The 14,658-nt window shown below is 52.4% G+C and carries 15 protein-coding genes and 1 tRNA gene; all 16 read left to right on the top strand.

What is annotated here, in order from left to right:
* The first annotated feature begins 68 nt into the window (after window positions 1–68).
* The 16 genes from tpiA to RHM61_RS19830 all read left to right on the top strand — a co-directional run bounded on the left by tpiA (window position 69) and on the right by RHM61_RS19830 (window position 14,658).
* A complete protein-coding gene (tpiA, locus tag RHM61_RS19905) occupies window positions 69–821 on the top strand; it encodes a triose-phosphate isomerase (RefSeq protein ID WP_322249040.1) in 753 nt (250 codons plus the stop codon).
* A 43-nt stretch (window positions 822–864) separates the two neighbouring features.
* Window positions 865–1,239 (top strand): preprotein translocase subunit SecG, encoded by a 375-nt coding sequence (gene secG / locus RHM61_RS19900; protein WP_322249039.1) that lies wholly within the window; start codon window positions 865–867, stop codon window positions 1,237–1,239.
* Between the two features lie 86 nt (window positions 1,240–1,325).
* Window positions 1,326–1,410 (top strand) — tRNA-Leu (locus tag RHM61_RS19895).
* Window positions 1,411–1,523: 113 nt separating this feature from the next.
* Window positions 1,524–1,883, top strand: a complete 360-nt coding sequence (locus RHM61_RS19890; protein WP_322249038.1) for an NADH-quinone oxidoreductase subunit A — start codon at window positions 1,524–1,526, stop codon at window positions 1,881–1,883.
* A gap of 6 nt (window positions 1,884–1,889) precedes the next feature.
* Window positions 1,890–2,366: an NADH-quinone oxidoreductase subunit B family protein gene (locus tag RHM61_RS19885; RefSeq protein WP_322249037.1), complete on the top strand. Its 477-nt coding sequence runs from the start codon at window positions 1,890–1,892 to the stop codon at window positions 2,364–2,366.
* A 29-nt stretch (window positions 2,367–2,395) separates the two neighbouring features.
* Complete coding sequence (locus RHM61_RS19880; protein ID WP_322249036.1) at window positions 2,396–2,992, top strand: NADH-quinone oxidoreductase subunit C; 597 nt, start codon at window positions 2,396–2,398, stop codon at window positions 2,990–2,992.
* Complete coding sequence (locus tag RHM61_RS19875) at window positions 2,992–4,245, top strand: NADH-quinone oxidoreductase subunit D (RefSeq protein ID WP_322249035.1); 1,254 nt, start codon at window positions 2,992–2,994, stop codon at window positions 4,243–4,245. The genes RHM61_RS19880 and RHM61_RS19875 overlap by 1 nt, the downstream gene beginning before the upstream one ends.
* A gap of 33 nt (window positions 4,246–4,278) precedes the next feature.
* Window positions 4,279–4,767: an NADH-quinone oxidoreductase subunit NuoE gene (gene nuoE, locus RHM61_RS19870; protein WP_322249034.1), complete on the top strand. Its 489-nt coding sequence runs from the start codon at window positions 4,279–4,281 to the stop codon at window positions 4,765–4,767.
* Entirely contained in the window at window positions 4,767–6,062 is a 1,296-nt protein-coding gene (gene nuoF, locus RHM61_RS19865; RefSeq protein ID WP_322249033.1) for an NADH-quinone oxidoreductase subunit NuoF, read from the top strand. The genes nuoE and nuoF overlap by 1 nt, the downstream gene beginning before the upstream one ends.
* A 32-nt stretch (window positions 6,063–6,094) precedes the next feature.
* Window positions 6,095–8,395, top strand: coding sequence for an NADH-quinone oxidoreductase subunit NuoG (nuoG, locus tag RHM61_RS19860; protein ID WP_322249032.1), 2,301 nt, complete (start codon window positions 6,095–6,097; stop codon window positions 8,393–8,395).
* Window positions 8,395–9,465 carry an NADH-quinone oxidoreductase subunit NuoH gene (gene nuoH / locus RHM61_RS19855; RefSeq protein WP_322249031.1) on the top strand — a complete coding sequence of 357 codons (1,071 nt, stop codon included), beginning with the start codon at window positions 8,395–8,397 and terminating at the stop codon, window positions 9,463–9,465. Before nuoG ends, nuoH begins: the two co-directional genes overlap by 1 nt.
* A gap of 12 nt (window positions 9,466–9,477) precedes the next feature.
* Window positions 9,478–9,966 carry an NADH-quinone oxidoreductase subunit NuoI gene (gene nuoI / locus RHM61_RS19850; RefSeq protein ID WP_322249030.1) on the top strand — a complete coding sequence of 163 codons (489 nt, stop codon included), beginning with the start codon at window positions 9,478–9,480 and terminating at the stop codon, window positions 9,964–9,966.
* Window positions 9,967–9,982: 16 nt separating this feature from the next.
* The gene (locus RHM61_RS19845; RefSeq protein WP_322249029.1) at window positions 9,983–10,612 is read left to right on the top strand and encodes an NADH-quinone oxidoreductase subunit J; all 630 of its coding nucleotides are present in this window, start codon (window positions 9,983–9,985) and stop codon (window positions 10,610–10,612) included.
* The gene (nuoK, locus tag RHM61_RS19840; protein ID WP_322249028.1) at window positions 10,612–10,923 is read left to right on the top strand and encodes an NADH-quinone oxidoreductase subunit NuoK; all 312 of its coding nucleotides are present in this window, start codon (window positions 10,612–10,614) and stop codon (window positions 10,921–10,923) included. The genes RHM61_RS19845 and nuoK overlap by 1 nt, the downstream gene beginning before the upstream one ends.
* A gap of 106 nt (window positions 10,924–11,029) precedes the next feature.
* Window positions 11,030–13,138, top strand: a complete 2,109-nt coding sequence (nuoL, locus tag RHM61_RS19835; protein WP_322249027.1) for an NADH-quinone oxidoreductase subunit L — start codon at window positions 11,030–11,032, stop codon at window positions 13,136–13,138.
* 26 nt (window positions 13,139–13,164) lie between these two features.
* Window positions 13,165–14,658 (top strand): NADH-quinone oxidoreductase subunit M, encoded by a 1,494-nt coding sequence (locus RHM61_RS19830; protein WP_322249026.1) that lies wholly within the window; start codon window positions 13,165–13,167, stop codon window positions 14,656–14,658.

Genomic DNA, 14,658 nt, shown 5'->3' with positions numbered 1-14,658 from the left:
GACGTGTCTGGTTTGACCGTGTACGTCACTGCAAGATACAATAGACGGTTATTTATACTGTGAACACTATGCGACGCACTCTAATAGCAGGTAACTGGAAAATGAATGGCAGCTTGGCTGCGAATCATTCGCTTCTGGCAGAAATTAAAGCTGGCATGCCGGCCAAGGCCTCGGTCGATGTGCTCGTTTGCGCGCCAGCACCATATTTGCTGCAGTGTGCGGAGTTATTGACCGATTCCGCCATCCGTTGTGGCGCGCAAGATGTGTCGGCGCATGCGCATGGCGCATTTACCGGCGAAGTGGCGGCATCGATGTTGGCTGATTGCGGTTGCGCATATGTGATCGTTGGTCACTCTGAGCGTCGTGCTTACCATGCGGAGACTAACGCGACGGTGGCGCAAAAAGTATTGCAGGCACTGGGTTCGTCGATCACCCCGATCGTTTGCGTCGGAGAAACTCTCGAACAGCGCGAATCGGCCCAGACCGAGCAGGTGGTTGCTCAGCAGTTGCAGGCAGTTTTGGCGGTATTGGCCGCCGATCAGATTACTCGTATCGTGCTTGCTTATGAGCCAGTGTGGGCGATCGGCACGGGTAAAACTGCCAGTCCGCAAATGGCCCAAGATGTGCATGCCTTCCTGCGTGCCCAAGTTGCTCTGGTCAATCCGGTAGCGGCGCAAGGCATGCAAATTTTGTATGGCGGCAGTATGAAACCGGATAATGCCAAAGACTTGTTGGCGATGGCGGATATCGATGGTGGCTTGATCGGTGGTGCGGCATTGAAATCAGCAGAGTTCTTGGCGATCATAGCTGCTTGCGGCTAATTTAATTTGTTTGTTGGTGTTGCTTAATCTTTAGGGTGTTTTGATGCAAACTTTTTTTACTTTGATAGTAGTAGTTCAGGTCTTGTCAGCATTGACGATAATCGGCCTGGTGTTGTTGCAGCACGGTAAAGGCGCCGACATGGGCGCGTCTTTCGGCTCCGGTGCTTCCGGCAGTTTGTTCGGTGCCACCGGTTCTTCGAACTTCTTGTCGCGTTCCACCGGTGTGGCAGCGGCTTTGTTTTTCATCGCGACTTTGGCGCTCGGCGTGCTTAACGGCAACCGTAAAACCAGTACTGGCGTGATGGATAGCTTGGGTGCGGTAAAAACAGCACCGGCCAGTGCGGCAGCGGTGGCGCCGGCAGCACCAGCGGCAGCAGTGCCAGCATCGGCTGCGCAAGTAAACCAGATTCCGAAATAAATTTGTACTCTGCAGCAAAAAAACCTTGGTTTTTCTCGATTGTGCGTTGAACAATGAGGGCAATCAGAGTAGAATGCTGTGCTTAGGCCGACGTGGTGAAATTGGTAGACACGCTATCTTGAGGGGGTAGTGGCGAAAGCTGTACGAGTTCGAGTCTCGTCGTCGGCACCAAAAAATAAGTCAGTTATCTTTACTGGCTTTGTCGAGGAAGCGGTCATTTTGTTGACTGGCATAGTCAATAAATGATCCGCTTCAATATGGCGTTCAATTACAGGTGGCCTAACGTGAACCTCGAAAATTATTTCCCCGTACTTCTCTTTATTCTGGTTGGTATCGCTGTTGGTGTGGTGCCGCAATTTTTAGGTCGCATTCTCGCTCCCTATAAGCCGGATTCTCAAAAAACATCCCCGTACGAATGTGGCTTCGAAGCTTTCGAGGATGCGCGTATGAAGTTTGATGTGCGCTATTATCTGATCGCAATTCTGTTCATTCTGTTTGATCTTGAGACGGCATTTTTCTTTCCGTGGGCCGTCGCCATGCGCGATCTCGGCTTGACGGGCTTCTTGATTATGTTGGGTTTTGTGCTCGAATTCGGTGTCGGATTCTGGTACATCTGGAAAAAAGGCGCTCTTGATTGGGAGTGATGGATTATGTCGATTGAAGGTGTATTGAACGAAGGCTTTGTCACGACGACGGCCGATAAGCTGATCAACTGGACGCGTACCGGTTCGCTGTGGCCGATGACATTCGGTTTGGCTTGCTGTGCAGTTGAAATGATGCATGCCGGTGCTTCGCGTTACGATCTCGATCGCTTCGGTGTCGTGTTTCGCCCGTCGCCGCGGCAGTCGGATGTGATGATTGTGGCTGGAACCTTATGTAACAAGATGGCCCCAGCTTTGCGTAAAGTGTATGACCAAATGGCTGAGCCGCGCTGGGTAATCTCCATGGGTTCCTGCGCTAATGGTGGTGGTTATTATCATTATTCTTACTCTGTGGTGCGTGGTTGTGACCGTATTGTCCCAGTCGATATCTATGTGCCAGGGTGTCCGCCGACGGCTGAAGCGCTGATTTACGGTATCATTCAGCTCCAAAACAAGATCAAACGTACTAACACCATCGCCCGCTGAGCGTGTGATTGCGAAGGCAGCCTTTAAATATGACAAGCAAAATAGAAAAACTCGAGGCCGCGCTACATGTCGTCTTGGGTGCGCGCATCGCAGAGCTTAGTAATGCGCTCGGTGAGCTCACCGTCGTCGTTTCGTCGGCAGATTATCTGCAAGTGATGCGCGACTTGCGTGATCACGCTGACACGCATTTTGAGCAATTGATCGATTTGTGTGGTGTTGATTACTCGACTTACGGTGATGGTATTTGGGATGGCGCGCGTTTCGCGGTCGTCACGCATTTGTTATCGGTCAAGCATAATTGGCGTTTGCGGGTGCGCGTGTTTGCCACTGATGATGAGATGCCGCTGGTCGCCTCCTTGATCGATGTCTGGAATGCCGCCAATTGGTATGAGCGCGAAGCTTTCGATTTATTCGGTATTCTGTTTGATGGGCATAACGATTTGCGTCGTATTTTGACTGATTACGGTTTCATCGGTCATCCATTCCGCAAAGATTTCCCAGTCTCCGGGTATGTGGAAATGCGCTACGACGCCGAGCAAAAACGGGTCGTCTATCAGCCGGTCACGATAGAGCCGCGCGAAAACACGCCGCGCGTGATTCGTGAAGAACATTACGGGATGAAATAATGGCTGAGATTAAGAATTACACCCTCAACTTTGGTCCGCAACATCCGGCTGCGCATGGTGTATTGCGTCTGGTGTTGGAGCTCGATGGCGAAGTGATACAGCGGGCCGATCCGCATATCGGTTTGCTGCATCGCGCGACCGAGAAATTGGCCGAGCAAAAAACTTATCTGCAGTCGGTGCCCTATATGGATCGGCTCGATTACGTGTCGATGATGGCCAACGAGCACGCCTATGTGATGGCGATAGAAAAAATGCTCGGTTTGGAAGTGCCAATGCGCGCGCAATACATTCGCGTGATGTTCGATGAAATCACCCGCGTACTCAACCATTTGCTGTGGATCGGTGCGCATGCGCTCGACGTCGGCGCGATGGCGGTGTTCTTGTATGCCTTCCGCGAACGTGAAGATTTGATGGATTGTTATGAGGCGGTGTCAGGTGCGCGTTTGCATGCTGCTTACTATCGTCCGGGCGGCGTGTATCGCGATTTGCCTGAGCAAATGCCACAATTCACGGCATCGGCATTGAAAAACGCCAAAGCCATGCGTGAACTCAATGAAAATCGCCAGGGTTCCCTGCTCGATTTCATCGAAGATTTCACCAATCGTTTTCCAAAATATATCGACGAATACGAAACTCTGCTGACCGATAACCGTATCTGGAAGCAGCGTTTGGTTGGTGTCGGCGTCGTCTCGCCTGAGCGTGCGCTGGCCATGGGCTTTACCGGTCCTATGCTGCGCGGTTCCGGCATAGAGTGGGATTTGCGCAAGAAACAACCGTATGAAGTCTACGATTTGCTTGATTTCGATATCGCTGTGGGCGTCAATGGCGATAGCTACGATCGATATTTGGTACGCGTGCAAGAAATGCGCGAATCGAACCGTATCATCAAGCAATGTGTTGAGTGGTTGCGTAATAACCAAGGGCCAGTGATTTCTGCGAACCATAAAGTTGCTCCGCCGCACCGTGTTAATATGAAATCGAATATGGAAGAGTTGATTCATCACTTCAAACTTTTTTCCGAAGGCTTTCATGTTCCTCCTGGTGAAGCGTATGCGGCGGTTGAGCATCCTAAGGGTGAATTTGGTATTTATTTGATGTCTGATGGGGCCAATAAGCCATACCGTCTGAAGATCCGTGCGCCAGGTTATGCGCATCTGCAGGGTCTCGATGAAATGGCTAGGGGTCACATGATTGCTGATGCGGTAACGATCATCGGTACTCAAGATATTGTGTTTGGTGAGATTGACAGATAAGAACGCCTTTTTGGCGTTGATTTGAGGCGAGCTATGGTGTTATCCGAGCAGGCATTTAAAAAAATTGATCGCGAACTCGCGAAGTTTCCGGCTGACCAGCGGCAATCTGCTGTGATGGCCGCTTTGGCTATTGCGCAAGATGAAACCGGCTGGTTGCCACCGGAAATCTTGCAAACTCTGGCTGATTACATCGGCATGCCCGCTGTTGCAGTGCAGGAAGTAGCGACGTTTTACAATATGTACAATACCAAACCGGTCGGCAAATTCAAGATTTCGGTCTGCACCAATTTGCCGTGCGCTTTGTCGGGTGGGGAGCGCGCTGCGCACTACCTGAAACAAAAGCTCGGTATCGATTACCGCGAAACCACGGCCGATGGCCAGTTCACGCTGGTCGAAGGTGAGTGTATGGGCGCGTGCGGCGATGCGCCGGTCATGTTGGTCAACAATAAACGCATGTGCAGCTGGATGTCGAATGAAAAAATCGATGGCCTGGTCACTGAATTGAAAGAAGCGGGTAAATAATGACGAGTCTGCATAATCGCCATATTCAGCCTTTGATCTTGGCTGGCCTTGATGGAAAAAACTGGCATCTGGAAGACTATGTCGCGCGCGGTGGTTACGCTTCGCTCAAACGTATTTTGTCGGAAAAAATCACGCCGGAACAAGTCATCGCCGAACTTAAAGCGTCTTCGCTGCGCGGTCGCGGCGGTGCCGGTTTTCCTACCGGTTTGAAGTGGAGTTTCATGCCGCGTCAATTTCCGGGCCAAAAATATCTGGTCTGTAATACCGACGAAGGCGAGCCGGGTACATTCAAAGACCGCGACATCATTCGCTACAACCCGCATGCTTTGATCGAAGGTATGGCCATCGGCGCTTACGCCATGGGTATCACGGTCGGCTACAACTATATTCACGGTGAAATTTTCGCCGACTACGATCGTTTCGAAGAAGCGCTCGAAGAAGCGCGCGCCGCCGGCATGCTCGGCGATCGCATCGCCGGTTCGGAATTTTCCTTCCAACTGCATGCTTTCCACGGTTACGGTGCCTACATCTGCGGCGAAGAAACGGCTTTGCTGGAATCTTTGGAAGGCAAAAAAGGTCAACCGCGCTTCAAGCCGCCATTCCCGGCCAGCTTCGGCCTGTATGGTAAGCCGACCACGATTAACAATACCGAAACCTTCGCTGCCGTGCCGTTTGTGCTGGCGATGGGTGGTGAAAAATACGCTGCCATCGGTAAGCCGAATAACGGTGGCACCAAGATTTTCTCGATGTCGGGCGATGTCGCCAAGCCGGGTAATTACGAAGTGCCAATGGGTACGCCGTTTGCCACGCTGTTGGAACTTGCCGGCGGCATGCGCGATGGTAAAAAAATCAAAGCCGTCATTCCAGGTGGATCATCGATGCCGGTCTTGACCGGTGAGGTCATGATGGCCACCGACATGGATTACGATTCCATCGCCAAGGCCGGCTCTATGCTCGGCTCGGGCGCGGTAATTGTGATGGACGAGACGCGCTGCATGGTCAAATCCTTGTTACGTTTGTCTTACTTCTATTTTGAAGAATCCTGCGGTCAATGTACGCCGTGCCGTGAAGGTACAGGTTGGCTTTATCGTTTGGTTCACAGAATCGAACACGGTCAAGGTCGTCCGGAAGATCTCGATATGCTCAATTCGATCGCAGACAACATACAGGGCAAGACAATTTGCGCCCTCGGTGATGCTGCAGCGATGCCAGTACGCGCTTTTATCAAGAATTTCCGCGAGGAATTTGAATATCACATCGAGCATAAGCATTGCTTGGTTCCCACTTACATGTAAGCCAGCTTCGGTTAGCACACACAGAGTAGACCATGGTTGAAATCGAAATAGACGGCAAAAAAGTCGAAGTCCAAGAGGGCAGTATGGTGATGGATGCGGCCAATAAACTTGGCACATACATCCCCCATTTTTGCTACCACAAAAAATTATCCATTGCGGCCAACTGCCGCATGTGTCTGGTCGAGGTTGAAAAAGCACCGAAGCCTTTGCCTGCCTGCGCCACTCCGGTAACGGCTGGCATGATCGTTCGCTCGAACAGCGATAAAGCGGTCAAGGCGCAAAAAGCAGTGATGGAATTCCTGCTCATCAACCATCCACTCGACTGCCCGATCTGCGATCAGGGTGGCGAATGTCAGTTGCAAGATCTGGCGGTCGGTTACGGCGGTGTCAGTTCGCGTTACGAAGAAGAAAAACGCGTGGTGTTCCATAAAGATGTCGGTCCGCTGGTATCGATGGAAGAAATGAGCCGTTGCATCCACTGCACGCGCTGCGTACGCTTCGGTCAAGAAATCGCCGGTGTGATGGAATTGGGCATGCTCAATCGTGGCGAACATTCGGAAATCACTTCCTTCGTCGGTAAAACCGTCGACTCCGAATTGTCCGGCAATATGATCGACCTCTGTCCGGTCGGCGCATTGACATCCAAGCCTTTCCGTTATTCGGCTCGTACTTGGGAATTGTCGCGCCGTAAATCGGTCAGCGCCCATGACGGTCTCGGTTCGAATCTGATCGTGCAAGTCAAGAATAATAAAGTCATGCGCGTGGTGCCGTTGGAAAACGACGACGTCAATGAATGCTGGATTTCCGATAAAGATCGTTTCGCTTACGAAGGCTTGAACAGCGCCGAGCGTTTGACCAAGCCGATGATCAAGCAGGGCGGTCAATGGCAGGAAACTGACTGGCAAACCGCGCTCGAATACGTCGCCCATGGTCTGCGTAACGTCAAGCACGAACACGGTGCCGACGCGATTGCCGCAGTCGCCGCGCCACATGCTACCTTGGAAGAATTGTCCTTGTTGCAGCGCGTCGTGCGCGGTCTCGGTTCAAGCGCCGTCGATTTCCGTCTGCGTCAATCTGATTTTTCTTTGAACCCGCAAGTCACCCCTTGGCTGGGCACCTCGATTGCCGAATTCGCGCAATTGAAAAATGTCTTCGTCATCGGTTCCTTCTTACGCAAAGATCATCCTTTGTTGGCGGCGCGTTTGCGCGCTTCGGTCAAAATGGGCAGCAAGCTCAGCATCCTGCATGCGAGTGACGATGAACTGTTGATCAAATTGGCTAACAAAGCCATCGTCGCACCATCGCAATGGACTGCCTTTTTAGCAGAAGTTGCGGTCGCTGTGGCACAGAAAAAACAAGTGGCGGTTCCGGCCGGTTTTGCAGCGATCACTGCCGGTGCTGTAGCCGACAAAATTGCTGACAGCCTGATCGCCGGTAAAGCCGGTGTCTTCCTCGGCACCACGGCGGCACACCATCCGCAAGCGGCGCAATTACATGCCTTGGCTGAATGGATTGCGAGTCAAACTGAAGCCAGCTTCGGCTACCTCGGTGAAGCAGCGAACAGCGTCGGTGGCTATCTGGCCAACGCCGCCGGTGGCACGGAAGCGGCATTTACTGCGCCGAAAAAGGCCTATCTGGTATTGCATGCCGAACCGACTCTCGACAGCGCTTATCCGCTGCAAGCCAAAGCCGCCTTGGCACAGGCCGAGATGGTGGTAGTGCTGTCGCCGTTCAAGCACGGCATGGATTATGCCGACGTCTTGCTGCCGGTTGCGCCATCGACTGAAACTTCGGGTACCTTCGTCAATTGCGAAGGCCGCGCCCAGAGTTTCCACGGTGTCGTCAAACCGCTCGGTGATACTCGCCCGGCTTGGAAAGTCTTGCGCGTACTCGGTAATTTGCTCGGCTTGGCTGAGTTTGATTTCGATACCTCAGAAGCAGTACGCGACGCCATTTTGGCGCAAGGCGAACTGAGCGCACGCTTGAATAATCGTGCCGGTCTCGCACCGAGTGTGCCGACTGCTGCGGTGGCCGGTCTGGAACGCCTCAGTAATGTGGCGATCTACGCGACCGACGGCGTGGTACGCCGTGCCGAATCTTTGCAGAAAACTGCCGATGCGCGCGCCCCGATCGCCGCCATCAGCAGCGCTTTGGCGACGCAACTTGGTGTGGTCGAAGGCGATATGCTTAAATTCAGTAAAGGTGCGGCGATTTTGCTCAATGTTCATATCGATGCCGGCTTGCCGGATCAGGTTGTCCGACTCGCCGCCGGCCTTGAGCGCAGCGCCAATCTCGACGGTTTGTTCGGTACCATCTCCGTGGAGCGTGCATAATGAGTTTGCTGCTGACGATACAAGACTTCGGTCAACACTTGTTCGGTTACGTTTGGCCGTTGGTTTGGACGCTGGTGAAGATCATTTGCATCACCTTGCCTATCATGGGCTGTGTAGCGTATCTGACTTTATGGGAACGCAAGATGATAGGCTGGATGCACATCCGCCTCGGCCCTAACCGCGTCGGTCCAGCCGGTCTGCTGCAACCTATCGCTGACGCCTTGAAGCTCTTGCTCAAGGAAATCATCGTTCCGGCCAAAGCCAATAAGGTGCTCTTCATTATCGCTCCGGTGATGACCATCATGCCGGCTCTGGCTGCATGGGCGGTGATCCCGTTCGGCCCGGAAACGGTACTGGCGAATGTGAATGCCGGTTTGTTGCTGATCATGGCGATCACTTCCATGGAAGTGTACGGCATCATCATCGCCGGCTGGGCCTCGAACTCGAAATACGCCTTCCTCGGTGCCATGCGCGCCTCGGCACAAATGGTGTCGTATGAAATCGCGATGGGCTTCGTGCTCGTCATCGTGCTGATGGTGTCAGGCAGTTTGAACATGACCGATATCGTCAACTCCCAGACGCATGGCCGCTTCGCCAGCATGGGCCTCAATTTCCTGTCATGGAATTGGTTGCCATTGTTGCCGGTGTTTGTGATCTACGTTATTTCCGGCATCGCTGAAACCAATCGCCATCCATTCGACGTCGTCGAAGGTGAGTCAGAAATTGTCGCCGGTCATATGGTCGAATACTCGGGTATGTCGTTCGCGATGTTTTTCTTGGCCGAATACGCCAATATGATACTGATCTCGGCCATGGCATCCCTGATGTTCCTTGGCGGTTGGGCCGCACCGCTCGACTCGATTGTCTTCAATTGGGTACCAGGCTGGATCTGGCTGGGTATGAAAACCTTTGTGGTGGTATCGCTGTTCATCTGGGCGCGTGCTTCGTTCCCACGCTATCGCTATGACCAGATCATGCGTCTGGGTTGGAAAGTGTTCATCCCGTTGACTTTGGTGTATCTGGTGTTCGTCGCCGCATGGATGCAAACCTCCTGGAATATTTGGAAGTAAGAGGCTAGAAAAATGGAAGCAATCAAGGATTTTTTTGGCAGCCTGATGCTGCGCGAACTGCTCAAGGGGCTGGCTCTGACCGGTCGCTACATGTTTGCCCGCAAAATCACTGTCCAGTTCCCAGAAGAAAAAACACCGCAGTCGCCGCGGTTCCGTGGCTTGCATGCGCTGCGCCGTTACCCGAATGGCGAAGAACGTTGCATCGCCTGTAAATTGTGCGAAGCTGTGTGCCCGGCCATGGCGATCACGATCGAATCCGAGCAGCGCGAAGACGGTAGCCGCCGTACCACGCGCTACGATATCGATCTGACCAAGTGCATTTTCTGCGGCTTTTGCGAAGAGTCTTGCCCGGTCGATTCCATCGTTGAAACCCATGTGCTCGAGTATCATGGTGAGAAACGCGGCGATCTGTACTTCACCAAAGAAATGTTGCTCGCCGTAGGCGATCGTTACGAACCGCAAATCGCTGCAGCCCGTGCTGCTGATGCTGCTTACCGCTAATTGGAACGGTTTCAATATGGAATTTACTAGCGCTTTATTTTATGTGTTCGCCGCGATCCTCGTGCTCGCGGCCACGCAAGTCATTACTGCTCGCAACCCTGTGCATGCCGCCTTGTTTCTGGTGCTGTCATTTTTCAGCGCGGCGGCGATCTGGATGTTGTTGAAGGCAGAATTCCTCGCCATCGTGCTGGTGCTGGTATATGTTGGCGCGGTCATGGTCTTGTTTCTGTTCGTGGTGATGATGCTCGACATTAACCTCGACAAACTGCGCATCGGTTTTTGGAGCAGCTTTCCGCTTGCGGCTACGGTCGGTGTGGTGGTGGTGCTGGAAATGTCGGCGGTGTTGTGGCGTGGTTTCTTGCGTCCTGATAATCGCGTACCGGCCGCTGCCGATACCATTGGGAACACCAAAAACCTCGGTATCGTGATTTTTACGCACTATCAGCTCGCTTTTGAAATCGCCGCTTCGATACTGCTGCTGGCTATCGTTGCAGCCGTCGCCTTGACTTTGCGTCGTCGTAAAGACACCAAGGCCATCGATCCGGCACAGGCTGTCAAAGTGAAGAGCAAAGATCGCGTACGTATCGTCAAGATGCAAGCCGATTCCGATCGCGCGCGTGCTGCCACAACTAAACTGGAAGGCTGATGATGGCTTTGACTCTGACCCATTACCTGATACTCGGCGCGATACTGTTCGCCATCTCCATCGTCGGTATTTTCCTCAACCGCAAAAACATCATCGTTTTGCTGATGGCGATAGAACTGATGTTGTTGGCCGTGAATATCAATTTCATCGCGTTTTCGCATTATCTCGGCGATGCGGCCGGCCAGGTATTCGTATTCTTCATCCTGACGGTGGCAGCGGCTGAATCGGCCATCGGCTTGGCAATTCTGGTGGTCTTGTTCCGTAATCTCGACACCATCAATGTCGAAGATCTGGACGCACTCAAAGGTTAATGCGCGCGCCGGTTTTCGCAAGAGCCGGCGTCATGCGTTCGTGATTTAAGAAGTATCAAGCTCAAGGCATTAAGCTGACAGCATCAAGCTAACAAAAAGGGTCATCATGGCGGGGCAACTTAACCCACAACTATTATTGGCGGTACCTCTGGCGCCACTGGCAGGCTCTGTCATTGCCGGTTTACTGGGCACCAAGTTTTTCGGCAACCTGGTCGGACGTAAAGTCTCGCATACGGCGACGATATTAGGCGTACTCATCGCCTTCATCATTTCCTGCATGACGCTCAGTGACCTGCAGAATGGTGCGCCGGTCTACAACGCCAGCTTGTATCAGTGGATGCAAGTAGCCGGCCTGAAACTCGAAGTCGGCTTTCTGGTCGATAATCTGACCGCGATGATGATGTGTGTCGTCACTTTCGTCTCCTTGATGGTGCATATTTACACTATCGGTTATATGGCCGAAGATGAAGGTTACAACCGCTTCTTCTCGTATATTTCGCTGTTTACGTTCTCGATGCTGATGCTGGTCATGAGCAACAACTTCCTGCAATTGTTTTTCGGCTGGGAAGCGGTTGGTTTGGTCTCGTATTTGCTGATCGGTTTTTGGTATACCAAGCCGACCGCGATTTACGCCAATATGAAAGCTTTCTTGGTTAACCGCGTCGGCGATTTTGGTTTCATCCTCGGCATCGGTTTGATCTTGGCTTATGCCGGTTCGATGGATTACGCGGAAGTATTTGCCAAAAAAGAAGAATTGGCCAAGCTGCTGTTGCCAGGTACTAACTGGATGCTCATTACCGTCGCTTGTATCTGCCTGTTCATCGGTGCGATGGGTAAGTCGGCGCAATTCCCGCTGCACGTCTGGTTGCCTGATTCGATGGAAGGTCCGACCCCGATTTCTGCGCTGATTCATGCCGCCACCATGGTGACGGCAGGTATCTTCATGGTTTCTCGCATGTCGCCGCTGTTTGAATTGTCTGACACTGCCTTGTCGTTCATCTTGGTGATCGGTTCGATCACCGCGCTGTTCATGGGTTTCCTCGGCATCATACAAAACGATATCAAACGCGTCGTCGCCTACTCCACACTCTCGCAACTCGGTTACATGACGGTCGCGCTCGGTGCGTCGGCTTACTCGGTTGCGGTATTCCATTTGATGACCCATGCGTTTTTCAAGGCCTTGCTGTTCTTGGCGGCCGGTTCGGTCATCATCGGTATGCACCATGATCAAGACATCCGCAACATGGGTGGTTTGCGTAAATATATGCCGATCACCTGGATCACTTCTTTGCTCGGTTCGCTGGCACTGATAGGCACGCCGTTTTTCTCGGGTTTCTATTCGAAAGACAGCATCATCGAAGCGGTGCAAGCTTCGCATTTGCCGGGTGCTGGTTTTGCGCAATTCGCCACGCTCGCCGGTGTGTTCGTCACCGCCTTCTATTCGTTCCGTATGTATTTCTTAGTCTTCCATGGCAAAGAAAACTTCGGTCATGCCCATGCCCATGAGGCCAAGCACGATGTCAAGGCCGCCGCTAAGCACGATGCGCACGCCAAACACGATGCCCATGGCCATGATGCGCACGACGATCATGCCGCGCACGATGAACACCACGGTTTGGCACCAGGTCAAAAACCGCATGAATCACCATTCGTGGTGTGGTTCCCGCTGGTGATGCTGGCGATTCCTTCGGTGATCATCGGTTTCTTCGCGATCGAACCGATGTTGTTCGGCAGCTTTTTCACCAATGTCATCGCCGTCAATGAAGCGCATCAAGCGATGGAAGAGTTGAAACACGAATTCCATTCGCCGATCGGTATGGCAATTCATGCCTTGTCCAGTCTGCCGTTTTGGTTGGCAGTGGCAGGTGTGGCCAGTTCGTATTACTTCTACATGGTCAAACCGGCGATACCAACGGCGATCAAGAAGCATGCCGGTGCGATTTACACTTTGCTCGAGAATAAATATTACCTCGATCGTTTCAATGAAATCGTATTTGCCGGCGGTGCTCGCCTGCTTGGCGGTGGTCTTTGGAATATCGGCGACAAAGCCTTGATCGATGGATTCGTCGTCAATGGCAGCGCAAAATTGGTCGGAGCGATTTCACGTGTGATTCGCTTGTTCCAAAGTGGTTATATCTATCACTATGCTTTTGTAATGATTTTGGGCGTGTTGGGGTTCCTTGTGTACTTCATGCCATTCCCGTTTGCTAAATAAGTGACCTCGGCTATAAAAATATAATCATGATGCAGTCAACTTCCTCCTTACTCAGCCTGGCGATTTGGTGTCCGATCGCGTTCGGTATTTTTGTCCTGGCATTCGGCCGCGACAGCCATCCTGGAATAGTGCGCGGCGTGGCCTTGATCGGCTCGCTGGCGAGCTTTCTGGTCACGCTGCCGCTGATCTCCGGTTTCAATAACAGTGCCCATGGCATGCAATTCGTTGAAAAATTCTCGTGGGTAGAGAAATTCAACATTTTTTATGCGCTCGGTATCGACGGTATCTCGCTCTGGCTGATTCCGCTGACGGCGTTTATCACCGTTATCGTCGTCATCGCCGCTTGGGAAGTCGTGGAAAAGCAGGTGGCCCAATACATGGGGGCTTTCCTGATCTTGTCGGGCTTGATGATAGGCGTGTTCTGCGCCACCGATGGCATGCTGTTCTATGTCTTCTTTGAAGCGACACTGATCCCGATGTACATCATCGTCGGCGTCTGGGGTGGTCCGAACCGCGTGTATGCAGCGTTCAAGTTCTTCCTCTACACCTTGCTCGGTTCTTTATTGACCTTGGTAGCGATTATCTATCTCTACATCAAAGCCGGCCATTCTTTCGATATTCTGGCTTGGCATGCTTTGCCTTTGCCGCTGTCGACCCAGATCATGCTGTTCTGCGCTTTCCTCATGGCCTTCGCCGTGAAAGTACCGATGTGGCCAGTGCATACTTGGCTGCCGGATGCCCACGTGGAAGCACCGACCGGTGGTTCAGTCGTCTTGGCCGCCATCATGCTCAAGCTCGGTGCTTACGGTTTCTTGCGCTTCTCTTTGCCGATCGCACCGGACGCCAGCCATTATATGGCCGGCTTCATGATCACGCTCTCGCTGATTGCCGTGATTTACATCGGTCTGGTCGCCTTGGTACAAGCCGACATGAAAAAATTGGTGGCGTATTCATCGATTGCGCACATGGGCTTCGTCACACTCGGTTTCTTCATGTTTAATGACATGTCGGTGCAGGGCGCGATCGTACAAATGATTTCGCATGGTTTCATCTCTGCCGCCATGTTCCTGTGTATCGGTGTCTTGTATGACCGCGTGCACTCACGTCAAATCGTCGACTACGGCGGCGTGGTTAACAGAATGCCGAAATTTGCTGCCTTATTTGTCTTGTTTTCCATGGCTAACTGCGGTTTGCCAGCGACTTCCGGTTTCGTCGGCGAATTCATGGTGATACTCGGTGCGGTACAGTTCAATTTCTGGATCGGTATGCTGGCAGCGACTGCCTTGATTTTAGGCGCAGCGTATTCTTTGTGGATGGTCAAGCGCGTCGTGTTCGGTACCATAACCAACGACCATGTGGCACATCTGAGCGATATCAATAAACGCGAGTTTTTCATGCTCGGCGTGCTGGCAATTGCGGTCATTGCAATGGGTCTGTACCCAGCGCCATTTACCGATGCCATGCAGGTCAGCGTGACTGATCTGTTGAAGCATGTGGCGACTTCCAAGTTACCGCTCTGA

The organism is Undibacterium sp. CCC3.4 (assembly GCF_034347425.1).
GTDB lineage: Bacteria > Pseudomonadota > Gammaproteobacteria > Burkholderiales > Burkholderiaceae_D > Undibacterium.
This window is presented reverse-complemented; position numbering and strand designations above follow the sequence as displayed.